The sequence below is a fragment of the Enterobacter wuhouensis genome (assembly GCF_035835995.1).
GTDB lineage: Bacteria > Pseudomonadota > Gammaproteobacteria > Enterobacterales > Enterobacteriaceae > Enterobacter > Enterobacter wuhouensis.
This window is the reverse complement of sequence record NZ_CP142124.1, coordinates 3,065,915-3,091,679: the sequence shown is the minus strand read 5'-3', so window position 1 is coordinate 3,091,679 and position 25,765 is coordinate 3,065,915. Positions and strand designations below refer to the sequence as shown.

Annotated in this window: 19 protein-coding genes; 8 read left to right on the top strand and 11 right to left on the bottom strand. The window is 61.1% G+C overall.

The genetic code is table 11. The annotated features are described in order from the left end of the window. Positions 1 to 16: 16 nt before the first annotated feature. Positions 17 to 763 carry a GntR family transcriptional regulator gene (locus VPX56_RS14810; RefSeq protein ID WP_326467308.1) on the top strand — a complete coding sequence of 249 codons (747 nt, stop codon included), beginning with the start codon at positions 17 to 19 and terminating at the stop codon, positions 761 to 763. Here the strand turns inward: VPX56_RS14810 and VPX56_RS14805 are convergent. The 3 genes from VPX56_RS14805 to VPX56_RS14795 are packed head-to-tail and all read right to left on the bottom strand — an operon-like array spanning position 737 to position 3,965. Beyond that, a complete protein-coding gene (locus VPX56_RS14805) occupies positions 737 to 1,690 on the bottom strand; it encodes a PfkB family carbohydrate kinase (protein ID WP_326467306.1) in 954 nt (317 codons plus the stop codon). The genes VPX56_RS14810 and VPX56_RS14805 overlap by 27 nt on opposite strands. Further along, the gene (locus tag VPX56_RS14800) at positions 1,687 to 2,691 is read right to left on the bottom strand and encodes an ADP-ribosylglycohydrolase family protein (protein ID WP_326467304.1); all 1,005 of its coding nucleotides are present in this window, start codon (positions 2,689 to 2,691) and stop codon (positions 1,687 to 1,689) included. Before VPX56_RS14800 ends, VPX56_RS14805 begins: the two co-directional genes overlap by 4 nt. Further along, positions 2,688 to 3,965: a nucleoside permease gene (locus VPX56_RS14795; protein WP_326467302.1), complete on the bottom strand. Its 1,278-nt coding sequence runs from the start codon at positions 3,963 to 3,965 to the stop codon at positions 2,688 to 2,690. The genes VPX56_RS14800 and VPX56_RS14795 overlap by 4 nt, the downstream gene beginning before the upstream one ends. 250 nt (positions 3,966 to 4,215) lie before the next feature. On the opposite strand from VPX56_RS14795, the gene fbaB reads away from it, so the two are divergent. From fbaB to VPX56_RS14760, 7 genes are all read left to right on the top strand, one after another. Then, on the top strand, positions 4,216 to 5,268 hold the full coding sequence (fbaB, locus tag VPX56_RS14790) for a class I fructose-bisphosphate aldolase (RefSeq protein WP_131635023.1): 1,053 nt from the start codon (positions 4,216 to 4,218) through the stop codon (positions 5,266 to 5,268). Positions 5,269 to 5,569: 301 nt separating this feature from the next. Next, complete coding sequence (locus VPX56_RS14785; protein ID WP_326467300.1) at positions 5,570 to 6,724, top strand: mandelate racemase family protein; 1,155 nt, start codon at positions 5,570 to 5,572, stop codon at positions 6,722 to 6,724. Between the two features lie 33 nt (positions 6,725 to 6,757). Continuing rightward, the gene (locus VPX56_RS14780; protein WP_326467298.1) at positions 6,758 to 8,374 is read left to right on the top strand and encodes an ABC transporter substrate-binding protein; all 1,617 of its coding nucleotides are present in this window, start codon (positions 6,758 to 6,760) and stop codon (positions 8,372 to 8,374) included. Further along, positions 8,371 to 9,408 (top strand): ABC transporter permease, encoded by a 1,038-nt coding sequence (locus VPX56_RS14775; protein WP_326467296.1) that lies wholly within the window; start codon positions 8,371 to 8,373, stop codon positions 9,406 to 9,408. The genes VPX56_RS14780 and VPX56_RS14775 overlap by 4 nt, the downstream gene beginning before the upstream one ends. Beyond that, complete coding sequence (locus VPX56_RS14770) at positions 9,405 to 10,310, top strand: ABC transporter permease (RefSeq protein ID WP_326467294.1); 906 nt, start codon at positions 9,405 to 9,407, stop codon at positions 10,308 to 10,310. The genes VPX56_RS14775 and VPX56_RS14770 overlap by 4 nt, the downstream gene beginning before the upstream one ends. Then, complete coding sequence (locus VPX56_RS14765) at positions 10,282 to 11,142, top strand: ABC transporter ATP-binding protein (RefSeq protein ID WP_326467292.1); 861 nt, start codon at positions 10,282 to 10,284, stop codon at positions 11,140 to 11,142. The genes VPX56_RS14770 and VPX56_RS14765 overlap by 29 nt, the downstream gene beginning before the upstream one ends. A 9-nt stretch (positions 11,143 to 11,151) precedes the next feature. Next, positions 11,152 to 11,925, top strand: a complete 774-nt coding sequence (locus VPX56_RS14760) for an ABC transporter ATP-binding protein (protein WP_326467290.1) — start codon at positions 11,152 to 11,154, stop codon at positions 11,923 to 11,925. Positions 11,926 to 12,023: 98 nt separating this feature from the next. Here VPX56_RS14760 and yegS read toward each other — a convergent pair whose 3' ends face one another. The 8 genes from yegS to VPX56_RS14720 all read right to left on the bottom strand — a co-directional run bounded on the left by yegS (position 12,024) and on the right by VPX56_RS14720 (position 25,682). Then, positions 12,024 to 12,923, bottom strand: coding sequence for a lipid kinase YegS (gene yegS, locus VPX56_RS14755; RefSeq protein WP_326467288.1), 900 nt, complete (start codon positions 12,921 to 12,923; stop codon positions 12,024 to 12,026). A gap of 249 nt (positions 12,924 to 13,172) precedes the next feature. Further along, positions 13,173 to 14,534 carry a prephenate-dependent tRNA uridine(34) hydroxylase TrhP gene (gene trhP / locus VPX56_RS14750; RefSeq protein WP_326467286.1) on the bottom strand — a complete coding sequence of 454 codons (1,362 nt, stop codon included), beginning with the start codon at positions 14,532 to 14,534 and terminating at the stop codon, positions 13,173 to 13,175. Positions 14,535 to 14,744: 210 nt separating this feature from the next. Beyond that, positions 14,745 to 15,467 (bottom strand): envelope stress response regulator BaeR, encoded by a 723-nt coding sequence (gene baeR / locus VPX56_RS14745; RefSeq protein WP_131635032.1) that lies wholly within the window; start codon positions 15,465 to 15,467, stop codon positions 14,745 to 14,747. Continuing rightward, positions 15,464 to 16,867 carry an envelope stress sensor histidine kinase BaeS gene (baeS, locus tag VPX56_RS14740; RefSeq protein WP_263610256.1) on the bottom strand — a complete coding sequence of 468 codons (1,404 nt, stop codon included), beginning with the start codon at positions 16,865 to 16,867 and terminating at the stop codon, positions 15,464 to 15,466. The genes baeR and baeS overlap by 4 nt, the downstream gene beginning before the upstream one ends. Next, positions 16,864 to 18,279, bottom strand: a complete 1,416-nt coding sequence (gene mdtD / locus VPX56_RS14735; protein ID WP_326467282.1) for an MFS transporter — start codon at positions 18,277 to 18,279, stop codon at positions 16,864 to 16,866. The genes baeS and mdtD overlap by 4 nt, the downstream gene beginning before the upstream one ends. Continuing rightward, a complete protein-coding gene (gene mdtC / locus VPX56_RS14730; RefSeq protein WP_326467280.1) occupies positions 18,280 to 21,357 on the bottom strand; it encodes a multidrug efflux RND transporter permease subunit MdtC in 3,078 nt (1,025 codons plus the stop codon). After that, complete coding sequence (locus VPX56_RS14725; protein ID WP_326467278.1) at positions 21,358 to 24,480, bottom strand: MdtB/MuxB family multidrug efflux RND transporter permease subunit; 3,123 nt, start codon at positions 24,478 to 24,480, stop codon at positions 21,358 to 21,360. Further along, positions 24,480 to 25,682, bottom strand: coding sequence for an MdtA/MuxA family multidrug efflux RND transporter periplasmic adaptor subunit (locus VPX56_RS14720; RefSeq protein ID WP_263610252.1), 1,203 nt, complete (start codon positions 25,680 to 25,682; stop codon positions 24,480 to 24,482). The genes VPX56_RS14725 and VPX56_RS14720 overlap by 1 nt, the downstream gene beginning before the upstream one ends. Positions 25,683 to 25,765 lie beyond the last annotated feature (83 nt).

Below are 25,765 nucleotides of genomic sequence, written 5' to 3'. Positions count from 1 at the left end.
CCTGAGAAAAACAGAGATGGAACAAGCGCATACCCGGCTAATCGCTCAGCTGAATGAACGGATCTCAGCAGCAGACAACACGCCGCTGTACCTGAAATTTGCCGAAACGGTAAAAAACGCGGTACGCAGCGGCGTGCTGGAGCACGGGAATATCCTGCCCGGCGAGCGAGATCTGAGCCAGTTAACCGGCGTGTCGCGCATCACCGTGCGAAAAGCGATGCAGGCGCTTGAGGAGGAGGGTGTGGTTACGCGCTCCCGCGGCTACGGGACGCAAATCAATAACATCTTCGAGTATTCGCTGAAGGAGGCGCGCGGGTTCTCACAGCAGGTGGTGCTGCGGGGCAAAAAGCCCAACACCCTGTGGGTCAACAAGCGGGTGGTGAAATGCCCCGAAGAGGTGGCTAATCATCTGTCGATCGCGCCGGACAGCGAGGTCTTTTTGCTCAAGCGCATTCGTTACGTTGATGAAGATGCGGTCTCCATTGAAGAGTCCTGGGTGCCGACGGGATTCATCCACGATCCCGATGCGATCGGCGTCTCGCTGTACGATTACTTCCGCAGCCAGAATATCTTTCCTCAGCGCACCCGCTCCCGCGTGAGCGCCCGCATGCCGGACAGCGAGTTTCAGACGCACATTAAGATGGACGAAAAAATACCGGTGCTGGTGATCAAGCAGGTTGCGCTTGACCAACAGCACCGGCCGATTGAGTACAGCATCAGCTACTGCCGCAGCGACCTATACGTCTTCGTGTGCGAGGAGTAATTCCTCGCGGGTTGGCGCACAGTCGCCGCCGCGGTGGCTGACCACCCAGGCGGCTACCGCATTCCCCAGCAGTACCGCATCTGGAAGCGTCCATCCCGCCGCCAGCCCCGCGAGCGTGCCTCCCGCGTGGCTATCGCCCGCACCAATGGTATCCACAACCGTGGCAGGAAACGCCGGCACAACGCCCGAGGCATCGCCGTCGTACCAGGCTGCGCCGTCTTTATCATGGCGCACTATCAGCGGGGCACCGAAGCGCTGCTGCCACTGCGCGCCCAGGGTATCCACGACGAATCCGAATCTTTCAGCGGCAATCTCTGCTTCCTGGCGATTGAGCGATACGATCGGCCCGCAGGCCATAATCCGCGCCATCAGGGCGTCGGGAACGTCCGCGATGCGGGGGCCAAAATCGATAAAGGCCGTCACGTCGCGCAGTCCTTCCAGCCAGGCCGTCAGCAGTTCGCCGCACGGCGAGGCCAGCTGGTAGCCGGACAACGAAACCAGGCTATTCTTCGGAACGTTAAGCCCGTCAAGCCAGCTCGGCTGCCACTGGTTCTCCACGCCGCTAAAGGACATAAAGGTGCGCTCGCCGTCAGGCTCCACCAGCGCCAGACACCAGCCATTATCGCCAGCTTCGGCCTCTACGGCGCTGTGCAGATCCTGCTTCGCCATCGCGTTGCGGATAATATCCGCCCACACGCCGTGTCCGACGGGCAGGGCGTTTTGTGACGAAATGCCGAGCCGCTTCAGGGCGATAGCAATATTCAGCGCGCAGCCGCCGATATTGACGCCCTGCTGCTTAAGCTCGATATCGCACCCGCGCCAGGGCAGGGCGTAGGCGTCGGCGATAACGTCAATCACCGCCGCGCCCAGCACCGTCACCGGACGCGTGCCGCGCAGCGCTTCAAGGCGTTGGGCAAACGAACTCATACGCCCTCCCTTTGCTCCCGATAGTGCAGGAGCTTTTCGCAATAGTGGCCAAAATCGAGCTGGTTTACGGCGTCGAGTTCGGCCTTCAGAGCCGGATCGATCGCCTGCACGCCGTGCAGCGCGCCGCAGATTGCCGTTGCCATCGCGCCAATGGTATCGGTATCGCCGCCCAGGTTTGCGCATAAAATGGCGCAGCGGTTCGGATCGGTTCCCGCCAGTTCGACCATTGCAATCGCCGCCGGAACGGATTCGATGGTGCTGGTGCCCGCGCCGACGAGCTGATACACCGCCTCGCTCGCGGACTCAATCCCGTTGGCTTCTCGTACGGTTTTCAGTGCCAGCTCGATACGCGCCGCAAGCGATGCGCTGAAGGTGGTGGTTTTCGCTTCCTGCGCATAGCGGGCGATCCCCGGCAGGGCAACAACGATGTTCTGCCAGCTTTCGCCGTCGACGGCGCGCGAAATTGCCCACGCAATAACAGCCGCACCGGCAATGGCGAGGTCCGATTTATGCGTTGGGCTGGAGGCCAGCGCGACCTGCTCGACAAAGTGCTCCAGACGCGTTGCCGGGAGCAGGCAGCCCAGCGGAGAGGCGCGCATCGCCGCCCCGTTGGTCACGCCGTTGTTTTCCAACTCGCTCACCGGCCTGCCGTCGCGAATGGCGTTGAGGGCAATTTTCGAGGTGGGGCCAAGCACGTTCTTATTGAACGCGTCAAAATCCAGCGCCCAGTTAAGAATATGCTTGCCGATAACGTCCGCGTTAATCTGCCCGTCGCACTCGATAATCGCATCCGCCAGGCAGAGCGCCATCGAGGTATCGTCGGTGAACTCTGCGCGCCTGAAATAGCAGGCCGCGTTATTCTCCGCCGGGCCGGGTAAGAAACGGTCAATCCAGCCGAAGTGCGCCTTGACGCGCTTTCTCGGCCACAGCTCCGACGGCATCCCCATCGCATCCCCTAACGCCTGCCCGTAAAGAGCACCGAGAATACGTTCTTGTTTCATTTAACTTCCCCTTGTGTCAGCGCGGTATCGCTATCAACCACCTCAATTGCGGCGATCTCTTTATCCGATTCGCGGAAAAACAGCATAAACAGCACGGCAATCACGGCAATCATGATTGCGCCAAACGTCCACATTCCGGCCCAGTTGAAGGTCAGCCCATTCACCGGCTCTTTGTAAGCGAACATTTTTTCCATCATCACGCCGCCCAGGCGGTAACCCAGCAGGCTACCAAAGCCCTGACAGCACAGCGTAATCAAGCCCTGCGCCGCGGTGCGCATGTGCGCCGGCGCTTTTTTGTCCACGTAGATGTACGCGGTCACGTAGTAGAAGTCGTAGCTCACGCCGTGCAGCAGTATGCCGAGGAACAGCAGGGCGTAGGTGAAGTACTGATCCGCGCCGCCGTAAACAAAGAAACCGTAGCGGATGGCGGCGGTGATCAGGCCCAGCAGTAAGACCTTCTTAATACCAAAGCGTTTGGTGAAGAACGGCAGGGCCAGCATAAAGAAGATTTCGGAGAACTGGCCGAGGGTCATCCAGCCGGTGGCGTTTTTCATCCCCACTTCGGTGAGGTAGCCGTTGGCGAAGATGTAGTAGAAGGCCAGCGGCATCGCGAACAGGAACGAGCAGAAGAAGAACACCAGGAAGTTTCTGTCGCGCAGCAGGGTCAGCGCGTCCAGCCCCAGCATTACCTTGAAGTCCAGCTTGCCGGTGCTCTTAGGTGGGGTGTTCGGCAGGAAGAGGGCGAAGACGCCCAGCAGCGCGGAGCTGGCGGCGGTCATCAAGAGCGGGATGTTGGTATCGGAGATATCGCTATAGCCCATCATCTGCGGCAGGAAGCCGCACGCCAGGCCGGAGGCGATCCAGCCGATGGTGCCCATCACGCGGATGCGCGGGAAATCGGCCTCGACGTCGTCCACGTTGGCGAAGGCGATGCTGTTGGTCAGCGCGATGGTCGGCATATAGGTGAGCGAGTAGGCCAGCAGCAGCGGGAAGAAGGCGCTGAACTCGGTTTGCTGCGCGGCAAAGTACATCAGAATGGCCCCGGCAAACATCAGTACCGCCAGCACTTTCTGCGCGGCGAAGAAGCGGTCGGTCAGCGAGCCGACAAGAATAGGCGAGAGGATCGCGGCAATCGCAGTACAGGCATAGGACCAGCCGATTTCCCCGGCGGTGAAGCCGCTTTTGCTCAGCCACAGCCACAGCGGCACAAACCAGGCGCCCCAGATAAACCATTCAACAAACATCATGAATGACAGTTGGACTTTCGTTTTCATTTTTTAATCCTGCATGTCAGAGAGGGTACGCCTTTAACATACCATCTAATAATACCTTTTAAATACCTTTGAGGCGATTGTTTGATCAGTGTAACAAAATTGTTGTACATGAAACGAGCCAGCAGATTGTGCTTAAAAAAGTTGCAGACGGTGGAAAATCTGTTAAGTCGGTACCAGGCTTAGTCTGCCTGCAATTTGTAGGTTTGGATTACACGCTCCGACTTCTCGTCGGACTTACGGGAGCATCACTATGACTGATATTGCGCAGTTGCTTGGCAAAGACGCCGACAGCCTTTTACAGCATCGTTGTATGACCATTCCAGCCGACCAGCTTTACCTGCCCGGCCACGATTACGTAGACCGCGTGATGATGGATAACAACCGTCCGCCTGCCGTGCTGCGAAACATGCAGACGCTTTACAATACCGGACGACTGGCCGGCACGGGCTACCTCTCGATTCTGCCGGTTGACCAGGGCGTTGAGCACTCTGCTGGCGCATCGTTCGCGGCCAACCCGCTCTATTTTGATCCGAAGAACATTGTTGAACTGGCGATTGAGGCGGGCTGTAACTGCGTTGCGTCTACCTACGGCGTGCTGGCCTCCGTTTCCCGCCGCTACGCCCACCGCATTCCGTTCCTCGTTAAGCTTAACCACAACGAAACCCTGAGCTACCCGACCGAATATGACCAGACCCTGTACGCCAGCGTGGAGCAGGCGTTCAACATGGGCGCGGTGGCGGTGGGAGCGACCATCTATTTCGGCTCCGAGCAGTCGCGTCGTCAGATTGAAGAGATCTCTGCGGCGTTCGAGCGCGCGCACGAGCTGGGCATGGTGACGGTGCTTTGGGCTTACCTGCGTAACAACGCGTTCAAGAAAGACGGCGTGGATTACCACGTATCCGCCGATCTGACCGGCCAGGCGAACCACCTGGCGGCGACCATCGGCGCGGATATCGTGAAGCAGAAAATGGCCGAGAACAACGGCGGCTATAAGGCGGTGAACTTTGGCTACACCGACGATCGCGTGTACAGCAAGCTGACCAGCGAAAACCCGATCGATCTGGTGCGTTACCAGCTGGCGAACTGCTACATGGGTCGCGCGGGTCTGATTAACTCCGGCGGGGCGGCAGGCGGCGATACCGACCTGTCCGACGCGGTGCGCACGGCGGTGATCAACAAACGCGCGGGCGGCATGGGGCTGATCCTGGGCCGTAAGGCGTTTAAGAAAACCATGGCCGACGGCGTGAAGCTGATTAATGCGGTTCAGGATGTGTATCTGGACAGCAAAGTGACGATTGCTTAAGACATATCCCCTCACCCTAACCCTCTCCCGGAGGGAGAGGGGATGGTTTGCTCCCTCTCCCTCCGGGAGAGGGTCGGGGTGAGGGGCAATAAATACCGCATTTTATTTCTCCCGATCCACCTCACACTTCCCCTCCCTTTTGTGAAAACTGTCACTTCTTACCGTGCATATGCACAAAAAATGGTCGGCGCTTAGCGGAATTTGTCTAAGGCAGCGGATGAATTTTGCGCTTAAAGTTTATTTCGAAACAGCTTTTCAAAATGAACGTTGCGCTGAACCTCCGTAGTGTTAAGGACCGAAAATGAAAATTGAATCTGTAAACGTCACCGTCTTTCAGTATCCGACGCGCCGTGTTTCTGACGCTGCCGGGCATTCGCATCCGGGGCCGGAAAGCTTGGCCAAAATGGCGATGCTGACCATCACGTCGGACGATGGCACCCAAGGGTACTCTTTTGCGCCGCCGGAGGTGGTGCGCCCCTTTGTGGTTAACACCTTCTTTCGCAAAGTGCTGGTCGGCCAGGACGCGTTCAATCGGGAACGCATCTGGCAGGAGCTGGCGCACTGGCAGCGGGGCAGCGCGCATCAGCTGACCGAGCGCGCGCTGGGCTTCGTCGAACAGGCGCTGTGGGATCTGATTGGCCGCAAGCTCAACCTGCCGGTCTGGAAGCTGCTGGGCGGCTACCGCGACACGGTTCCGGCCTACGGCAGCACCATGTGCGGGGACGATCTGCCCGGTGGCTTATCCACGCCGGACGAGTACGCCAGCTTTGCCGAGACGCTGGTGGCGCGTGGCTATAAGGCCATCAAGCTGCACACCTGGATGCCGCCGGTCTCCTTTGCGCCCAATCCGAAGATGGACGTCAAGGCCTGCGCCGCCGTGCGTGAGGCGGTGGGCCCGGATATCGATCTCATGATCGACGGCTACCACTGGTACAGCCGCACCGAGGCGCTGTACATCGGCAAAGAGCTGGAGAAACTCAACTTCGCCTGGTTCGAAGAGCCAATGGAAGAGGAGAGCATGGCCTCCTACGCCTGGCTGGCGGAAAACCTGTCGATCCCGATTATTGGGCCGGAAAGCCTGGGCGGAAAGCATCACAGCCGCGCGGACTGGATCAAAGCCGGAGCGTGCGACATCCTGCGCGCGGGGTCAAACGGCGTGGGCGGCATTTCACCGACGCTGAAGGTGGCGAACCTGGCGGAGTCATTTGGCATGGACTGCGAAGTGCACGGCAACGGTGCGGCGAGCCTGGCGGTGATTGGCGCCATCAAAAACTGCCGCTGGTACGAACGCGGCCTGCTGCATCCGTTCCTCGACTACGACCAGCCGGCGGCCTACCTCAACAGCCTGGTCGACCCGATGGACGAGCACGGCATGGTCAGCCTGCCGACCCGCCCGGGACTGGGCGAAGACATTAATTTTGCATATATCGAAGCCAATACCGTCAGCCACGACTGACAGATAAAAACGTACCCTACAGGCGATATATACATGAAACGATCTCCTTTAGCCGGGGCGTGCCTGCTCGCGCTCTCGCTGATGATGGGGAGCGGTGCGGCGGTCGCCAAAACGCCGCCGGACCAGCTCATCATCGGCATGAATATGAACAACCTTCTGACCCTCGATCCGGCCGCAATGACCGGTAACGAGGTGGTCGGTATTGTGGTCAATCTCTACGACTCGCTGGTGGAGCTGGACCCGAACGAACTCACCCACGTCAGGCCCGCGCTGGCGACGTCCTGGGATATTTCACCGGACCGTCAAACCCTGACCTTCCACCTGCGCGATGACGTAACGTTCCATTCCGGTAATCCGCTGACGGCGGAGGACGTGGTCTGGTCGATGCGCCGCCTGCTGCACCTCAACCTGGCGCAGGCCTCGGTGTGGAAATCCTACGGTTTTTCAAAGAAAAATATCGATAGCCAAATCAGCGCTCCGGATGCATATACGGTGCAGATTGTCCTGCCAAAAGCCAACGACCCGCAGCTGGTGATCTACTCCCTTGGCGCGCTCGGCAACCTCGGCGTGCTCGACAGCAAAACGGTGCAGCAGCACGCGGTCAACAACGACTGGGGCAACCGCTGGCTGACCACCAACGAAGCCGGTTCCGGGCCGTTTATGCTGGAAACCTGGCAGGCGAAAGACGTGCTGCGCATGCAGCGCAACCCGCACTACTGGCGGGAAACGCCGAAGATGAGCCGCGTGGTGCTGCGCCATTTCCAGGAGTCGCAAACCCTGCGCCTGATGATTGAAAAGGGCGACCTCGACGTTGCCAACAACATGGCGGTGGCGGACATCAACGCCCTGCGCAAGGACCCGCAGCTTACCGTCGAGGCCGTGCAAAAGGGCACGGTCTACTACGTGGCGATGAGCATGAAAGAAGCCCATTTCGCCAACCCGAAGGTGCGCGAGGCGGTGCGTTATCTGATTGACTATCAGGGCATCAATAACGCCCTGATGCCGGGCTACGGCGTGCTGCACCAGCGCCCGATCAAGGCCGGTATGCCGTCCACGCTGCCGGACCCGGGCTACAGGCTCCATATCCCGCGCGCCAAAAAGCTGCTGGCGGAGGCGGGCTACCCGGACGGGTTTGATACCACCCTGCGGGTGCTGGCGGATCAGCCGTTCCTCAACATCGCTATCGCCGTGCAGTCGACGCTGATGCAGGCGGGGATCAACGCCAAAATCATCACCGGCACCGGGAACCAGATTTACGGCGCGATGCGCGAGCGCAGGTTCGACATGCTGGTCGGGCGCGGCGGCAGCGGGGTAGAGCCGCACCCGCACTCAAGCCTGCGCGCGCTGGTCTACAACCCGGACAACAGCGACGAAGCGCGTCTAACCAACTTCCAGGGCTGGCGCACCAGCTTTTACGATAAGCCGCTTAACGAAATGATCGACAAGGCCCTGCTGGAGCGCGATCCGAAGAAACAGATTGCCGAGTACCAGCAGATCCAGGTGCGCTACGACGAACTGATCCCGGCGATGATCCCCCTGTCGCAGATGGTGGATTCTGTGGTGGTGCGTAACGAGGTGAAGAACTTCCAGTCGCACCCGTCGGCCACCACTTTCCTGCGCGACGTCTACAAAACCGGAGGTGACAAATGAGCGTGGCGATCCTCTCTCCCGGCTCCCGGACCCGGCGCTTCTCAAAGCGGCTGAGGCAGGTGCTGGTGACGCTGTTCGGCCTGCTGCTGCTGACCTTTTTCATCGGCCGCGTGATGCCCGTCGACCCGGTGCTGGCGATCGTCGGCCCGGATGCCGACCACGGCACCTACCAGCAGGTGTATCACCAGCTGGGGTTCGATAAATCGCTGCTGACGCAGTTCGGCATTTACCTCAGCAACCTGCTGCACGGCGATCTGGGCAACGCGCTGCTGACGGGCAAGCCGGTGACCGCCGATATCCTGCGCGTCTTCCCGGCGACGCTTGAGCTGGCGACGATGGCGATTATCGTCGGCGCGGGCCTCGGCATTCCGCTCGGCGTGCTGGCGGCGGCGCGGCGCAACAGCGTTTCCGACTACGTGGTGCGCATCATCAGCCTGGCGGGCTACTCGACGCCTATTTTCTGGGTCGGGATGATGGGGCTGCTGCTGTTCTACGCCTGGCTTGGCTGGGTGGGAGGCGCAGGGCGTCTGGATCTGGGGCTGGAGGGCTTAGTCCCGCGGCGCACCGGGCTGATGACGGTGGATGCGCTGCTGGCCGGGAACGGCGCGGTGTTCTGGAACGCCGTTAACCATCTGGTGCTGCCCGCTTCGCTGCTTGGCTTCCACTCGCTGGCCTACATCAGCCGCATGACCCGCAGCTTTATGCTGGCGCAGCTGTCGCAGGAGTTCATCATCACCGCGCGGGTGAAAGGCCTGACCGAACGTCAGGTGATCTGGAACCATGCGTTTCGGAACATCCTCGTACAGCTGCTGACGGTGGTGGCGCTGGCCTATGGCTCGCTGCTGGAAGGGGCAGTGCTGATCGAGACCGTCTTCTCCTGGCCGGGCTTCGGCTCGTATCTCACCGGCAGCCTGCTGCTCGGGGATATGAACGCGGTGATGGGCTGCGTGCTGCTGGTGGGGGTTATCTTCGTGATGCTCAACCTGCTCTCCGACATGCTGTATCAACTCTTTGACCCGAGGACGAAATCATGACCGTTTCTCTGGATACGCCGCTGGGGGCAGGGCCGTCAGAAAGCCGCCAGCGTATCAGGCGCGCGCTGGGCCGCGCCGCCGGTTTTGTCGGCAAGATGGCGCGCAACCCGCTCACCGCCATCGGCGGCGGGATTATCCTGCTGCTGCTGATCGTGGCGGCCTTTGCGCCGCTGATTGCCCCGTACAACCCGCTGGTTCAGAACCTTAGCAACGCGCTCGCCGCCCCGAACGCGCAGCACTGGTTCGGCACCGACGAGTTTGGCCGCGACATCTTCAGCCGCCTGGTGTACGGATCGCGCATCACGCTCTATATCGTGCTGCTGGTCTCCGTGACCGTCGGCCCGCTGGGGCTGCTGCTGGGCGTCACCGCAGGTTATTTCGGCGGCAAGGTTGATGCCGTGCTGATGCGCGTAACCGATATCTTTATCTCCTTCCCGAGCCTGGTGCTGGCGCTGGCGTTTGTGGCGGCGCTCGGTCCCGGGCTGGAGCACGTAGTGATAGCAATTACGCTCACCGCCTGGCCGCCGATCGCCCGTCTGGCGCGCGCCGAAACGCTCTCCCTGCGACAGGCCGATTTTATCTCCGCCGTGCGCCTGCAGGGGGCGTCACCGGCCCGCGTGCTGTGGCGCCACATCGTGCCGCTGTGCCTGCCGTCGGTGATTATCCGCATCACCATGAACATGGCGGGCATCATTCTCACCGCCGCCGGGCTGGGCTTTCTCGGCCTCGGCGCCCAGCCGCCGGAGCCGGAGTGGGGCGCGATGATCTCAAGCGGCCGCACCTACATGATGGAGTGCTGGTGGGTGGTCACTATTCCGGGGCTGGCGATCCTGATCAACAGCCTGGCGTTCAACTTCTTAGGAGATGGCCTCCGTGACATCCTCGATCCCCGCAGCGAATAACCCTCTGCTCGACGTGTGCGATCTCCACGTCGATTTCATCAACGGCGGCGCGGTCACCCACGCGGTGCGCGGCGTCTCTTTCCAGCTCGGACGCGAAAAGCTGGCGATCGTCGGCGAGTCCGGCTCCGGCAAATCTACCGTCGGGCGGGCGCTGCTGCGCCTGCATCCGGCCAAAGCGCAAATCAGCGCCGCGCGGATGCAGTTTGGCGACGTCGATTTACAGGCCGTCAGCGAGGCGCAGATGCGCGGCATTCGCGGCAAGCGTATCTCGATGATCATGCAGGACCCGAAATACTCGCTCAACCCGGTGGTCTGCGTGGGCGATCAGATTGCTGAAGCCTGGCTGACGCATCATCCGGGGCGCAGGGCCGAAGCCAGGGCCAAAGTGCTGGAGATGCTCGACGTCGTGCGCATTCGCCAGCCCGAGCGGGTGTATCACCTCTATCCGCACGAGATTTCCGGCGGGCAGGGGCAGCGCATCATGATTGCCATGATGCTGATCGCTGAGCCGGAGCTGGTGATTGCCGACGAACCGACCTCGGCGCTGGACGTGTCGGTGCGCTTACAGGTGCTCGGACTGCTCGACGACCTGGTGCAGTCCCGCGGGCTTGGGCTGATCTTTATCAGCCACGACATCAGCCTGGTGCGCAGCTTCTGCGACCGGGTGCTGGTGATGTACGCCGGGCGCGTGGTGGAGTCCATTGCCGCGAAAGACCTGCACAACGCGAAGCATCCGTACACGCAGGGCTTGATCAGCGCGCTGCCGGAAATCAACCATCGCCGCCCGACGCTGCCGGTATTACAGCGTCAGGCCAGCTGGCTTACCGACTAAGGAGCAAAGATGATCGAGATTAACCACCTCAACCTGGCGTTCGGCGAGGGCGAGAAGCGCAATCAGGTGCTGGATGACGTAAACATCAGCGTGAAGGAGGGCGAGATTTATGGCCTGGTGGGAGAGTCCGGCTCGGGCAAAACCACGGTGCTCAAATGCCTGGCCGGGCTGTTTACCCACTGGGACGGCGAGCTGGCGATTGACGGCAGGCCGCTGGAAAAGCGCATTAGCCGGGAACGGTGTCGTTGGGTGCAGATGGTGTTTCAGGACCCGTACGGTTCGCTGCATCCGCGCCACACTATCGGGGATATTCTGGAGGAGCCGCTGCAGATCCACGGCATCGGCGATCGGGAGCGGCGCATTTATACCTTGCTGGACAAGGTGGGGCTGAACCGGGCGTTTCGCGATCGCTATCCGCACCAGCTTTCCGGCGGCCAGCGCCAGCGCGTGGCGATTGCCCGGGCGTTAATTCTGGAGCCGCAGGTGCTGCTGCTGGACGAGCCGACCTCGGCGCTGGACGTCTCCGTGCAGGCGGAAATCCTCAACCTGCTGGCGGAGCTTCAGCGCGAGTCGAATCTGACCTACCTGATGGTGACGCACGATCTGGGCGTGATTGCCCACCTGTGCCAGAAGGTGGCGGTGATGCAGTACGGTAAAATCCTCGAAAGCCTGACCGTCGACGCGCTGGTCGCCGGGCAGGCCAAAACCGACTATACGCGGATGCTGGTCAATGCCAGCCAGCAGTATTCGCGCGAGATGGCGCGAGAGGTGGCGATTTATTAGGGTTGTGCGGTTTTTAGCCGGGTGGCGGCTACGCCTTACCCGGCCTACGCGCTCGGTACAGTAGGTCGGGTAAGGCGTAGCCGCCACCCGACAAAACCTCAGCGCAAGAGCTGACAGTCCGGCGGCAGCCTGCACTGCAGCGCGCCGGGAACAACTTCGATGCGGAATTTCTCTCCGCTCAGCGGTTCGCCATCAAGGTTAAACGTCATGCCGTGCGGGGCGATCACCTCAAACCAGGCGGATTTTCCAGCAATAATATTTGGGCTTTCCTCGGGCTGCGTCAGCGTCGTGAACAGCGCGGGCAGCAGGCCGTCACCGGTAAAAATACGCAGCTGCAGTTGACCGTCGTTAATCAGCGCCTCAGGGCAAAGCTGCTGACCGCCGCCCGCCTGACGCCCGTTGCCGATGCCAATCACCAGCGCGTCGCCCTGCCAGTGGAAGTTTTCGCCGTTGATTTCGCAGCGGTCGGGCTTAAGGGTGTCCATGCGCATCAGGCCGTGGATCAGATACGAGACGCCGCCCAGCGCCGCCTTCAGCTTTTCCGGCGTTTCGCTGGTGATGCGCGTACCGAAGCCGCCCGTCGCCATATTGATAAAGCAGGTTTGGTCATTCACCTGAGCGATATCAACCGCAGTGGCCTTACCCAGGATTGCCAGCTGCAGGGCTTTGTTCAAATCTTCAGGAATGCCGGCGCTGGTGGCGAAATCATTCGCCGTACCGAGCGGTAAAATGCCCATTACCGGACGATCGGCTGGCTGCAGATCGATGAGCGCGCCCGCGATTTCGTTGATGGTTCCGTCGCCGCCGCCGGAAATAATGGTCCCGACGCCCAGGCGTATACCTTCATCGATATAACGCGCCGCGTCGCCTTTTTCAAACGTCACCCGCACGTGTATGCGCGCACCGTCTTCCCGTAAATCGGTAATGGCCTGGCGAAGCACATCGTTGCCCGCGCTTTTGCCATTGAGAATCAATAAACTGTCTGGATAGGTTGCCATCCGGGTTGCTCCCTTTTTTTGCTTTAGAAAGAGTGTATCCCAGAGAAGTAAAAAGCGGGTAAGAACAGGATGAAAGGCAAAAAATAAGCCCGCGTAAGGGAGATTACGCAGGCTAAGGAGGTGGTTCCTGGTACAGCTAGCATTTATGGGTTATGTTTTTCAGCGGGTGGGATAATACCCGTATTGAACGAAGCGGTATGTGATCCGTTTCTAAGAATTATCCCAGCGTGAAAAAATCCCGTTGATTGACTATTTACCGTGCGGATTACGGGTGCTTTCGCCTTCAAAATTGCGCATCAGCAGCGCAAACTCCAGCTCAACTTCTTCCGGAACCGGCAGCCAGACCACGTGACCGTCGCCCGGCGCGACGTCGATCGCTTCACCTTTTTTGTTTTCCAGATGCTCCAGACGGAAGTTCATGTTGCCCTGTGGGGTCATGAGTTCCAGGCTGTCGCCTTTGGTGAATTTGTTTTTTACCGCCACGGCCGCCAGCGCGCCTTTACGCTCGCCGGTGAAGTCGCCGACAAACTGCTGGCGCTCAGAAATGGAGTAGCCGTGCTCGTAGTTCTGATAATCGTCGTGGGTGTGACGACGCAGGAAGCCTTCGGTATAGCCGCGGTGCGCCAGGCCTTCCAGGGGTTCCAGCAGGGTGGTATCGAACGGTTTACCGGCTGCCGCATCGTCGATGGCTTTGCGGTACACCTGCGCGGTACGGGCACAGTAGTAGTATGACTTGGTACGGCCTTCGATTTTCAGCGAGTGCACGCCCATCTGCGTCAGGCGCTCGACGTGCGCGATGGCGCGCAGGTCTTTCGAGTTCATAATGTAGGTGCCGTGCTCGTCTTCAAAGGCGGTCATGTACTCGCCAGGACGCTTGGCTTCTTCAATCATAAACACGCTGTCGGTTGGCGCGCCGACGCCCAGCGTTGGCTCGACGTTGGTGACCGGGATCGGCTCGTGCTTGTGCACGATGTTGCCAACGTCATCCTCTTTGCCTTCCTGGACGTTATATTCCCAGCGGCAGGCGTTGGTGCAGGTGCCCTGGTTCGGGTCGCGCTTGTTGATATAGCCAGAGAGCAGGCAACGGCCGGAGTAGGCCATGCACAGCGCGCCGTGGACGAAAATCTCGATTTCCATATCCGGCACCTGGGTGCGGATCTCTTCGATCTCTTCCAGAGACAGTTCGCGAGATAGAATGACGCGGGTGAGCCCCATCTGCTTCCAGAACTTCACCGTCGCCCAGTTGACGGCGTTGGCCTGCACGGAAAGGTGAATATCCATCTCCGGGAAGTTCTCCCGAACCAGCATGATTAAACCCGGGTCCGACATGATCAGCGCGTCCGGCCCCATATCCACCACCGGCTTCAGGTCGCGAATAAACGTTTTAAGCTTGGCGTTGTGCGGCGCAATGTTCACCACCACGTAGAATTTTTTGCCCAGGGCGTGCGCTTCGTTGATGCCGAGCTGCAGGTTCTCGTGGTTGAATTCGTTGTTGCGCACGCGCAGCGAGTAGCGCGGCTGGCCCGCGTACACCGCATCGGCACCATAGGCGAAAGCGTAACGCATATTTTGCAGCGTTCCCGCCGGGGAAAGGAGTTCCGGTTTAAACATGTTTGTTCTCGTTCTGATGACAGGTCAGATCCGCGTGCACCTGGTGCAGCGGTAAGGGGAGATCCCCCACTTTAAGGGCGGGCATTGTAGCGCTGCGGGGCAGGGAGGTAAAGAGTCATTACCCCTCACCCTAACCCTCTCCCCAAAGGGGAGAGGGGACTCAAACACCCTCTCCCCTTTGGGGAGAGGGCAGGGTGAGGGGATATGTTGTCAGGCAATCCTGCACGCATCCGCTTCCCAGCGATACCCCACGCCGTACACCGCGCGGATAAACGACTGGTCGGCGTCCAGCGCCTCCAGCTTGCGGCGCAGGTTTTTGATGTGGCTGTCGATGGTGCGGTCGGTGACCACGCGGTAGTCGTCATACAGGTGGTTCAGCAACTGTTCGCGGGAAAACACTTTTCCCGGCTCGTGGGAGAGGGTTTTCAGCAGGCGGAACTCCGCAGGAGTGAGATCCAAAAGCTTGCTCCGCCAGCTCGCCTGGAAGCGGCTTTCGTCGACAATCAGCGGGCTTTCGGCATCCAGCACCTGCAGCTCGCGCTGCGGCCTGCAGCGGCGCAGAATGGTCTTCACGCGGGCCACCACCTCGCGCGGGCTGTACGGCTTGCAGATGTAATCGTCCGCGCCAATTTCGAGGCCCAGCAGGCGGTCAATCTCTTCAATTTTTGCGGTGACCATGACGATCGGCACGTCGGAAAAGCGACGGATCTCCCGGCACAGGGTCAGGCCGTCGGTGCCCGGCAGCATCAGGTCCAGCAGGATCAGATCCGGCGGCGTCTGGCGCACGTAGGGCAATACCCGATCGCCATGATTAATCAGCGACGGGGCGTAGCTGGCCGCGCGTAGATAGTCGATCAGCAGCTGCCCAAGCTTAGGCTCGTCTTCCACAATCAAAATGCGCGGCGTGTTTTCGTCAATCGGTAATTCGGTCATGCTTCTCTCGATAAATCCCGTTCCAGAGGTAACTCTACTGTAATGCTAACCCCGCCAAAAGGCGAATGGGCGGCGCGGAGTGTGCCGTTGTGGGCTTCGACGATGTTAACGCAAATCGCCAGCCCCAGCCCGGAGCCGCCGCTGGCGCGATTGCGCGACCCTTCAGTGCGGTAGAAGCGCTCAAACAGTCTCTCCAGCTGCGCGTCCTGCACGCCGGGGGCGGAGTCCGCGAAGGTGAGGGCGAAGCGCCCGTTTTCCTGCCTGCCGGAAATATGCAGCCCGCCGCCGCTGTCGGTGTAGCGCAGGCTGTTCTCCAGCAGGTTATTGAACAGCTGCATCAGGCGGTCCCTGTCGCCAAACACCACGGCGCTGTCAGGCAGGGAGAGGTCAATGGTCAGGTTGCGGCTGGCGAAGCGCTCGCGGAACGCGCCGCTGATCACTTCCAGAATGTTGATGACGTCTACCGGCGCTTTCTGGTAGGCGAGCGCCCCTTCGTCGGACATGGAGAGCTGATGCAGGTCGTCCACCAGCTTGGTGAGCGTGCCCACTTCCGCCTGCAGCGAGGCCACGGACTCGGGGGTGAACTGGCGCACGCCGTCCTGTATCGCCTCCAGCTCGCCGCGCAGCACCGCCAGCGGGGTACGCAGCTCGTGCGAAATATCGGCCATAAAGTCGCGGCGCATCTGCTGGTTCTTCTCCAGCGTGCTGGCGAGCTGGTTGAAGTCCTGCGCCAGCTTGCCCAGCTCGTCCTGGCTGCGGGTGTCGACGCGGGTGGAAAAATCGCCTGCGGCCAGCTTGTGCGTGCCTTCCACCAGGCGCTTAACCGGCGCCAGCAGGCCGCGCGCCAGCGGGAAGGTGGCGAGCGCGGCGAGCAGCGTCGAGAGGGCGACAATCAGCCAGCTGGTCTGGCGCTGCTGGCGGTCAAAGTTGATATCGGTGTTGCGCGTCAGCCGCTCGACCGGCGAGGCGATTACCCAGCCCACGGTAGCCCCGTTAGAGACGATGGCGCGCTTCGTGCCGTCCGGCGGCACCGGCGCGCGTGGGCCAACCAGGACGCGCATATCCTGATCGATCACCCAAAACTGGGTGCGCCAGCCGTGCGGCGGCATGCCGGGGCCCGGGCGGTCGTCGTCATTGTCGTGCTCCAGCGAGCGCAGGATCTGAAAGACGAAGCGATCGTTATTGCGCAAAAAACGCCAGTTGCCGTGCTGCGTATACTGCTCGCCCAGCGCATCGCTCAGGCCCTGCAGGCGCTGCTCGTTGCCGTGCTTGATGTAGTCAATAAACCCGCGCTCAAAGCTGACCCGCACCGCCCAGTGCATGGTGATCAGCAGGACGATACAGGTGGCAAATATCGCCACAAAGAGCTTGCCGGTAATGCCGGGACGCCAGAATTTCATGGTGCACTCCTTTTGCCGCGTCGGATCACGACGTTCTTACTGGTATCATCCGGAACCCGGGCAAAGATAAAAGCGGGCAGGGCGATAATCACCGCCATGCTGAGATAGGTGTATAAAAAGACCTGATGGGCGACCGGGGTGTCGACGCTGAGGTGATGCTGCCCGTACATGCCGAGCAGCAGCCCCGCAATGGTCACGCCCACGCTCATGGAGAGCTGCATGATCATCGACAGCAGGCTATTGCCGCTGCTCGCCAGCTCGTCCGGCAGATCCTTCAGCGTCAGGGTGTTCATCGACGAGAAGCGCATCGAGTTGACGATCCCCTGGCAGAACAGCACCAGCGGCAGAAGGTAGTACCAGCCCATCAGCGCCACGGCCATAAACAGCAGGCTGACCAGCGCCAGCCCCAGCGTGGCGGCGACCAGCACGTGACGATAGCCAAAGCGGTTCACCACCTGCACCACGATGCGCTTCATCCCCATGCTGCCGAGCACCATCGGGATCATCATCAGCCCCGCGTGGAACGGCGAGAAGCCCATGCCGATCTGCAAAAATACGGGCGTCATGAACGGCAGCATGCCGCTGCCGATGCGCCCGGCAAAGCTGCCGAACAGGCCAAGGCGGTAGGTAGGATTTTTAAAGAGGTTAAGGTTAAACAGCGCCTTGTCGTTTCCGCGAGCGTGCCACAGATACCCTGCAATGGCGGTAATGCCGAGGGCAACCAGAATGCCCAGCGTCAGGGATGAAATCCCCAGCCCCTTCTGCCCGTCGAGCGCCAGCGTAAGCGTCGCCATACCGGCCGCCAGCAGGATAAAACCGACGAAATCAAAGCGTCGCGTTTGCATTTTGTAGTTCGGCATCAGCGACAGGGTGGCGATGGCGCCGACAATGCCGACCGGCAGGTTGATTAAGAAGATCCAGTGCCAGGAGGCGTACTCCACCAGAATGCCGCCCAGCGCCGGGCCCAGCAGCGGCCCCACCTGGCCGGGAAGCGTCACGAAGGTCATCGCCGCCATGTACTGCTCGCGCGGAACGATCTTCATCACCGTTAGCCGCCCGACCGGCACCATCATCGCGCCGCCGACGCCCTGCAGCACGCGCGCCATCACCAGTTGGTCGAGCGTGTTGGCCTGCGCGCAAAACAGCGAGCCTGCGGTAAACAGCACGATGGCGGTAAAGAAGATGTTCCGCACGCCCACTTTGTCCGCCAGCCAGCCGCTGGCGGGCAGCATCACCGCCACCGTCAGCACGTAGGAGACAATCACCATATGCATATGCAGCGGGCTCTCCCCCAGGCTTTTCGCCATTGAGGGGAGGGCGGTATTGACGATAGTCGTATCCAGCGACTGCATGAAGAAGCCGAACGCGACTATCCACAGCTGCCAGCGAACGTTACTGGGAAGATCGGTCATTTACTCGGTCACCGTGGTTCTGTTTTTACGTGAAAAACGCAGCCGCAGGCGGTCAAAGAAAAGATAAACCACTGGCGTGGTGTACAGCGTCAGCAGCTGGCTCATCACCAGCCCGCCGACGATGGTGATCCCCAGCGGCTGGCGCAGCTCAGAGCCGTCACCGCCGGAAATCACCAGCGGCAGCGCGCCAAACAGCGCCGCCAGCGTGGTCATCATGATCGGGCGAAAGCGCAGCAGGCAGGCCTGGAAGATAGCGTCCTCCGGCGTCAGGTCGCCGTTGCGCTGGGCGTCCAGCGCGAAGTCCACCATCATGATCGCGTTTTTCTTCACAATGCCTATTAACAGCATGATCCCGATAAGCGCGATGAGGCTAAACGGGGCACCGAACAGCTCCAGCGCCAGCAGCGCGCCCACGCCCGCCGACGGCAGGGTCGAGAGGATGGTTAGCGGGTGGACGTAGCTCTCATACAGCACGCCCAGCACGATATAAACCGTTGCGATAGCTGCCAGAATCAGGATCACCTGTGAATTCATCGTATCCTGGAATACCTGTGCGGTACCGGCAAAGCTGCCGCGCACGGTGGACGGCACGCCCAGCTGGGTCATCGCGCGGTTGATCGCATCGCTGGCCTCAGAGAGCGACGAACCGGTTGGCAGGTTGAACGACACGGTCGAGGCGGCGGAAAGCCCCTGATGGTTCACCGAGAGCGGCGCGTTCGACGGCTGCCAGCTGGCGAAGTACGACAGCGGGATCGCTTTGCCGTCGCTGTTGATCACAAACATCTTGTCCAGCGCGCTGATGTCCTGGGTGTAGCGCGGGTCAACCTCCATCACCACCTTGTACTGGTTCATCGGCTGGTAGATGGTGGAAATTTCACGCTGGCCGAAGGCGTTATTCAGCAGGCTGTTGGCCGCGGCCACGTCAATGCCCAGCCGCGACATGGTTTCACGATCGTAGGTGAGGGCCATCTCCGCGCCGTTGTCCTGCTGATCCGAGTTGACGTCGGCCAGCTCCGGCAGGGCCGCCAGCGCTTTGCGGATCTTCGGCTCCCACTCGCGCAGGGCGGCTAAATCATCCGAAAGCAGGGTGTACTGATAGCTGGCGTTGGCCTGACGACCGCCGACGCGGATATCCTGAACGGCCATCAAAAACAGATTCGCCCCCGGCTCTTTGGCGAGCTTCACGCGCAGGCGGTCGATCACCTGCTGCGCGGTTTCTTCACGCTCGCCGCGCGATTTGAGGGTGATAAACATCATCCCGCTGTTGACGCGCGAGCCGCCGGTAAAGCCGGTCACGTTATCCACCGCCGGATCTTCACGAATGATCTTCATAAAGTCCTGCAGCTTGCCGCGCATCGCCTGGAACGAAATGCTCTGGTCGGCCTGAATGCCGCCCATCAGCACGCCGGTGTCCTGCTCGGGGAAGAAGGTTTTCGGGATGGTAATGTACATCCAGACGTTCAGCCCAATGGTGGCGATAAGCACCAGCCCAACCAGCCGCGTGTGGTTCAGTACCCACTTCAGCGATTTTCCGTAGCCTTCCTGCATCGCCATCAGGAAACGACCGAAGCCCTTCCGGCGCGGCTGGGAGCGCGGCTTGCTGCGCTTGAGCATCCAGCCGCACATCATCGGCGTGAGCGTGAGCGAGATAACCAGCGAGATGCCGATAGCGACGGAAAGCGTGACGGCAAATTCACGCAGCAGTCTGCCCGGCAGCCCGCCCATCAGCAGCAGCGGCAGGAACACCGCCACCAGCGACAGGCTCATGGAGAGCACGGTAAAACCGACCTCGCGCGTCCCCTGAAGCGCCGCCTGCAGCGGCTTCATGCCCGCTTCCAGATGGCGGGAGATATTCTCCAGCACCACGATGGCATCATCCACCACGAAGCCCGTCGCAATTGTCAGGGCCATCAGCGACAGGTTGTTGAGGCTAAAGCCGCACAGGTACATGGCGGCAAAGGTGCCGATCAGCGACACCGGCACGGCCACCGCCGGGATCAGCGTCGCCCGGCCCGAGCGCAGGAACAGGAACACCACCAGGATCACCAGCGCCACGGAGATAATCAGCGTTTGCTCGACCTCCTCAAGCGAGGCGCGAATGGTCGGGGAGCGATCCTGCGCAATCTGCAGATCGATGGCCGCCGGAATGGTCTCCTGTAGCTCCGGCAAGCGCTCGCGGATGCTGTTGACCGTCTGAATGATGTTGGCTTCCGGCAGCTTGCGGATCATCAGCAAAATGGCCGGCTTAGCGTTGGTCATCCCGGCGTTACGCACGTCCTGCACCGAGTCGGTAACGCTGGCCACGTCGCTCAGGCGCACCGCCGCGCCGTTGTTGTAGTGGATAATCAGCGGCTGGTATTCGGCGGCGGTTTTCAGTTCGTCGTTGGTCTGGAGCTGCCAGCGGTGGCTGCCGTCCTCAATGGCCCCCTGCGGCCTGCGCACGTTGGCGTTGCTGATGGCGGTGCGCACGTCGTCCAGCGACACGCCCTGATTAAACAGCGCCTGCGGGTTCAGGCCCACGCGCACGGCGGGCAGGGAGCTGCCGCCGACGCTCACGTCACCCACGCCGTCGATTTGGGCGATGGTCTGCGCCAGCTGCGTGGAGGCGAAGTCGTACAGCTGCCCCTGGGAGTAGGTGTCCGAGGTGAGCGTCAGGATCATGATCGGCGCGTCGGACGGGTTGGCCTTGCGGTAGGTAGGGCGGCTCGGCATCCCGCTCGGCAGCAGGCTTTGCGCGGCGTTAATCGCCGCCTGCACGTCGCGCGCCGCGCCGTTAATGTCGCGGTCGAAGTTGAATTCCAGAATGATGCGCGTGCTGCCCAGCGAGCTGCTGGAGGTCATCTCGTTGACCCCGGCAATGCGCCCGAGCGAGCGTTCCAGCGGCGTGGCGACGGACGACGCCATGGTTTCCGGCGACGCGCCCGGCAGCGATGCGCTGACCATGATCACCGGGAAATCCACCTGCGGCAGCGGGGCGACCGGCAGCAGCCGGAAGCCGAGCACGCCGCAGAGGGTAATGGCGAGCGAAATTAAAATCGTCGCCACCGGGCGGTAAATGAAGAGGGCAAAAAACTTCACCTACGCCTCCTCTTCACGCTTCGGGAAGCGGCTTTTGGTCCACAGCGCCAGGCGGTCAAACAGCAGGTAGATCACCGGCGTGGTGAACAACGTCAGCACCTGGCTGACCAGCAGGCCGCCGACCATGCCGATCCCCAGCGGGCGGCGTAATTCCGCGCCGACGCCGGTGCTGAGCATCAGCGGCAGTGCGCCAAGCAGGGCAGCGAGGGTGGTCATCAGGATCGGACGGAAACGCAGCAGACAGGCCTGGAAGATAGCGTCGCGCGGCGACATCCCCTGCTCGCGCTCGGCGGCCAGGGCGAAGTCGATCATCATGATGGCGTTTTTCTTCACGATGCCGATCAGCAGGATGATGCCGATAATCGCGATCACGTCCAGTTCGCTCCCCGCCAGCATCAGCGCCAGCAAGGCCCCTACGCCCGCCGTTGGCAGGGTGGAGAGGATCGTGATGGGGTGGATAAAGCTCTCGTACAGCACCCCGAGCACGATATACATCGCCACCACCGCCGCCACGACCAGCCAGACGGTGTTGCCCAGCGCGGCCTGGAACGCCAGCGTGCTGCCCTGGAACTGGGTCTGAATATCGGACGGGAAGCTCAGATCTTTCTCGGCGGCAAGAATCGCCTCAACGGCTTCGCCCAGCGAGTAATCGTCCGGCACGTTGAACGAAATGGTGGTGGACGGGAACTGATCCAGATGGTTAATCGACAGCGGGGTAAAGCGCTCCTCCACGGTGGCGATGGCGCTGAGCGGCACAATGCCGCCGTCTTTGCTGGTCAGGCGCACCGAGTCCAGCGCGGCGAGCCCCGGGGTGTTTTCAGTATTGTGCTCCAGCACCACGCGATACTGGTTCGCCTGGGTGTAAATGGTGGATATCAGGCGCTGACCGAAGGCGTTGTACAGCGCGTTATCCACGTCAGACATGGTAATGCCGAGACGGCTTGCGGTATCACGGTTGACGTTCACGTAGGCCGCCAGACCCTTATCCTGCCAGTCGCTGCTGACGTCCGCGAGCTGCGGCAGACCTTGCAGTTTATCCACCAGCTGCGGCACCCAGGTGCTGAGCGCCTCAAGCGTGGTGGCCTGCAGCGTAAACTGATACTGCGTGCGGCTGACCTGCGTATCGATGGTCAAATCCTGAGTCGGCTGCAGGTAAAGCTCAATCCCCGGCACGCGATCGACGGCGTGTTGCAGACGCTCAATGACGGCGTTAATGCGGTCGTCGCGGTCATCCAGCGGTTTGAGGTTGATTTGCAGGCGGGCGCTGTTCAGCGACGGGTTGGTGCCGTCCACGCCGACGTAGGAGGTGAGGCTCTCTACCGCCGGGTCTTTCATGATGATTTCAGAGACCTGCTGCTGGCGCTGCGCCATGTTGGCGAAGGAGACCGACTGCGGCGCCTGGAGCGTACCCTGAATAATGCCGTTGTCCTGAATCGGGAAGAAGCCTTTCGGAATGAAAATCCACAGCATCACGCTGAGGGCCAGCGTCCCCAGCGCCACGCCGAGGGTGGCCCACGGATGGTTCAGGACTTTCGCCAGCACGCGGCCGTAGGCGGCAATAATGCGCTCAAACATCCGTTCGGAGGCGCGCGAGAAGCGGTTCTGCTTGCGCAGGGACTCAACGCTCAGCATGCGGGCGCACATCATCGGCGTCAGCGTCAGCGAGACGATGGCGGAGATCAAAATGGCGACCGCCAGCGTGACCGCAAACTCGCGGAACAGCCGCCCGACGATATCGCCCATAAACAGGAGCGGGATCAGCACCGCGATCAGCGAGAAGGTCAGCGAGATAATGGTGAAGCCGATTTCCCCTGCGCCCTTCAGCGCGGCGGCTAACGGCTTTTCGCCTTTCTCGATATAGCGCGAAATGTTCTCGATAACGACGATGGCATCGTCCACCACGAACCCGGTGGCGATGGTTAGCGCCATCAGCGTCAGGTTGTTAATCGAAAAGTCGAGGAACACCATCACCGCAAAGGTGCCGACCAGCGAGAGCGGCACGGCGACGGCGGGAATAATGGTCGCCGGGACGTTGCGCAGGAACAGGTAAATGATCATGACGACCAGCGCGATCGCCAGCATCAGCTCGAACTGGGTGTCGGTCACGGAGGCGCGAATGTTGGTGGTGCGGTCAGAGAGCACCTTCACGCTCACCGATTTCGGTAGGCTTTCAATCAGCTCCGGCAGCATGGTGCGAATGCTGTCGGCGGTGTCGATGATGTTCGCGCCCGGCTGGCGCTGCACGTTCATCACGATCGCCTGCTGCCTGTTAGCCCACGCGCCCAGCCAGCTGTTTTCGGCCCCTTGCTCCACGGTCGCCACGTCGCCCAGACGCACCGGCGCGCCGTTCTGGTAAGCAATAATCAGCTGGCGGTATTCATCGGCAGACTGCATCTGGTCGTTCGCGGAGAGCGTCACGGCGCGGGTGGGGCCGTCCAGCGAACCTTTCGCGGAGTTAACGTTGGCGCTGCTGATGGCGGTGCGGACGGTTTCACTGGTCAGCCCGAGCGCGGCAATGGCCTGCGCGTTCAGCTTCACGCGCACGGCGGGGCGCTGCCCGCCCGCCAGCGTGACCAGACCGACGCCGGACACCTGAGAAATTTTCTGCGCCACGCGGGTTTCAACCATGTCTTCCACCTGCGTCATCGGCATGGCGGACGAGGTCACGGCAAGCGTCATGATCGGCGGGTCCGCCGGGTTCACCTTGCTGTAGACCGGCGGGTTAGGCAGGTCGGACGGCAGCAGGTTGGTGGCGGCGTTGATGGCGGCCTGTACCTCCTGCTCGGCAACGTCCAGCGACAGCGTCAGCTGGAACTGCAGCGTGACCACCGATGCGCCGCCTGAGCTTTGGGAGGACATCTGCTTCAGGCCGGACATCTGGCCGAACTGGCGCTCCAGCGGGGCGGTTATCGCGGAGGTCACCACGTCCGGGCTGGCGCCAGGATAAAGCGTGACCACCTGAATGGTAGGGTAATCCACTTCCGGCAGCGCCGAAACGGGCAGGAAGCGGTAGCCGATAATCCCGGCGAGCAGGATCGCCACCATCAGCAGCGTGGTGGCAACGGGGCGCATAATAAACAGGCGTGACGGCCCACCTGTGGAGCCTGGCGGCATGACCTGCATCAGGCTTTCGCTCCCTGTTTCGCCGGTTCAACCACTTCTACCTTCGCCCCTTCGGTCAGGCGGTCGATGCCGTCCGTCACCACGCGGTCGCCAGCGGAAAGCCCGGCGGCGATCGCTACCGTCTGGCTGTCCTGAATCCCGGTTTTCACCAGATGCTTGCTGACCTTATTGTCGCTGTTCAGCACCCAGACGAAGTTACCTTCGTTGCCCATCTGCAGCGCAGCCGTTGGGATCACGACCGCGTTTTCTTCGGTAGCGACCAGCATCCGCGCATTGACGAACTGGTTCGGGAAGAGGGCATCGTCCTGGTTGTTAAAGCGCGCCTTCAGCTTGATGGTGCCGGTAGTGGTGTCGATCTGGTTATCCAGGCTGAGCAGAGTACCTTCGCTCAGCTTCTGCTTGTTGGTGCGGTCCCAGGCTTCGACGACCAGCCCCTTTCCGGCTTTTTGCGCCTGCACCACGGTTGCAATTTCGCTTTCCGGCAGGGTAAAGACTAAATCAATCGGGTGGGTCTGGGTGATGACCACGATGCCCGTGGTGTCGCCGCTGGAGATCTGGTTGCCGATATCAACCTGTTTCAGGCCCACGCGTCCGTCAATTGGCGCGGTGATGCGGCTCCAGTCCAGCTGCAGCTGCGCGCTGGCGACGGCGGCTTCGTCGGCTTTAATGGTGCCCTGCGTTTCGCTGACCAGCGACTGCTGGGTATCCAGCTCCTGACGCGACACGAGGTTGGTTTTCACCAGCTGCTGGTAGCGCGCTAAATCGCGACGGGCATTAGCGAGCGTGGCTTTATCTTTTGCAAGCTGCCCCTGGGCCTGCGCGAGCGCGACCTTAAACTGGCTTGGATCGATTTCCGCCAGCAAATCCCCGGCCTTCACCTGCTGGCCTTCCTGGAAGTGGATCGCCATCAGCTGGCCGTCGACGCGGCTGCGAACGGTAGCGGTGTTTGCCGCGGTAATCGTCCCCAGCCCGGAAAGATAACGAGGCACCGCCTTACTGACCGCCGTCGCCGCCTGAACGGGCGCTAAGGCACCGCCGCGCATGCCCCGACGGCCAGCGGCGGCTGGCCGCTGTGACGGGCTGTTTGCACCGGCGGGTGCAGGGGAGTTCGCGGATTGGCTGTGCCAGTACCAGGCGGCAGCAATCGCCACCACAATGATGCCAGCGGCGATTGCCCAGCGGGATTTGTTACGGCCTTTCATCGTTATACGTTCTCATCCTGAAACACTTCGGGGAATGATACTAGTTTAGTCAGGCAACACGGCAGAAAAATGGAGGAAATATG

Bases quoted from the DNA above. Each gene is read 5' to 3' on its own strand.
- VPX56_RS14810 (WP_326467308.1), top strand. From the start codon at position 17: ATGGAACAAGCGCATACCCGGCTAATCGCTCAGCTGAATGAACGGATC.
- VPX56_RS14805 (WP_326467306.1), bottom strand. From the start codon at position 1,690: ATGAGTTCGTTTGCCCAACGCCTTGAAGCGCTGCGCGGCACGCGTCCG.
- VPX56_RS14800 (WP_326467304.1), bottom strand. From the start codon at position 2,691: ATGAAACAAGAACGTATTCTCGGTGCTCTTTACGGGCAGGCGTTAGGG.
- VPX56_RS14795 (WP_326467302.1), bottom strand. From the start codon at position 3,965: ATGAAAACGAAAGTCCAACTGTCATTCATGATGTTTGTTGAATGGTTT.
- fbaB (WP_131635023.1), top strand. From the start codon at position 4,216: ATGACTGATATTGCGCAGTTGCTTGGCAAAGACGCCGACAGCCTTTTA.
- VPX56_RS14785 (WP_326467300.1), top strand. From the start codon at position 5,570: ATGAAAATTGAATCTGTAAACGTCACCGTCTTTCAGTATCCGACGCGC.
- VPX56_RS14780 (WP_326467298.1), top strand. From the start codon at position 6,758: ATGAAACGATCTCCTTTAGCCGGGGCGTGCCTGCTCGCGCTCTCGCTG.
- VPX56_RS14775 (WP_326467296.1), top strand. From the start codon at position 8,371: ATGAGCGTGGCGATCCTCTCTCCCGGCTCCCGGACCCGGCGCTTCTCA.
- VPX56_RS14770 (WP_326467294.1), top strand. From the start codon at position 9,405: ATGACCGTTTCTCTGGATACGCCGCTGGGGGCAGGGCCGTCAGAAAGC.
- VPX56_RS14760 (WP_326467290.1), top strand. From the start codon at position 11,152: ATGATCGAGATTAACCACCTCAACCTGGCGTTCGGCGAGGGCGAGAAG.
- yegS (WP_326467288.1), bottom strand. From the start codon at position 12,923: ATGGCAACCTATCCAGACAGTTTATTGATTCTCAATGGCAAAAGCGCG.
- trhP (WP_326467286.1), bottom strand. From the start codon at position 14,534: ATGTTTAAACCGGAACTCCTTTCCCCGGCGGGAACGCTGCAAAATATG.
- baeR (WP_131635032.1), bottom strand. From the start codon at position 15,467: ATGACCGAATTACCGATTGACGAAAACACGCCGCGCATTTTGATTGTG.
- baeS (WP_263610256.1), bottom strand. From the start codon at position 16,867: ATGAAATTCTGGCGTCCCGGCATTACCGGCAAGCTCTTTGTGGCGATA.
- mdtD (WP_326467282.1), bottom strand. From the start codon at position 18,279: ATGACCGATCTTCCCAGTAACGTTCGCTGGCAGCTGTGGATAGTCGCG.
- VPX56_RS14725 (WP_326467278.1), bottom strand. From the start codon at position 24,480: ATGCAGGTCATGCCGCCAGGCTCCACAGGTGGGCCGTCACGCCTGTTT.
- VPX56_RS14720 (WP_263610252.1), bottom strand. From the start codon at position 25,682: ATGAAAGGCCGTAACAAATCCCGCTGGGCAATCGCCGCTGGCATCATT.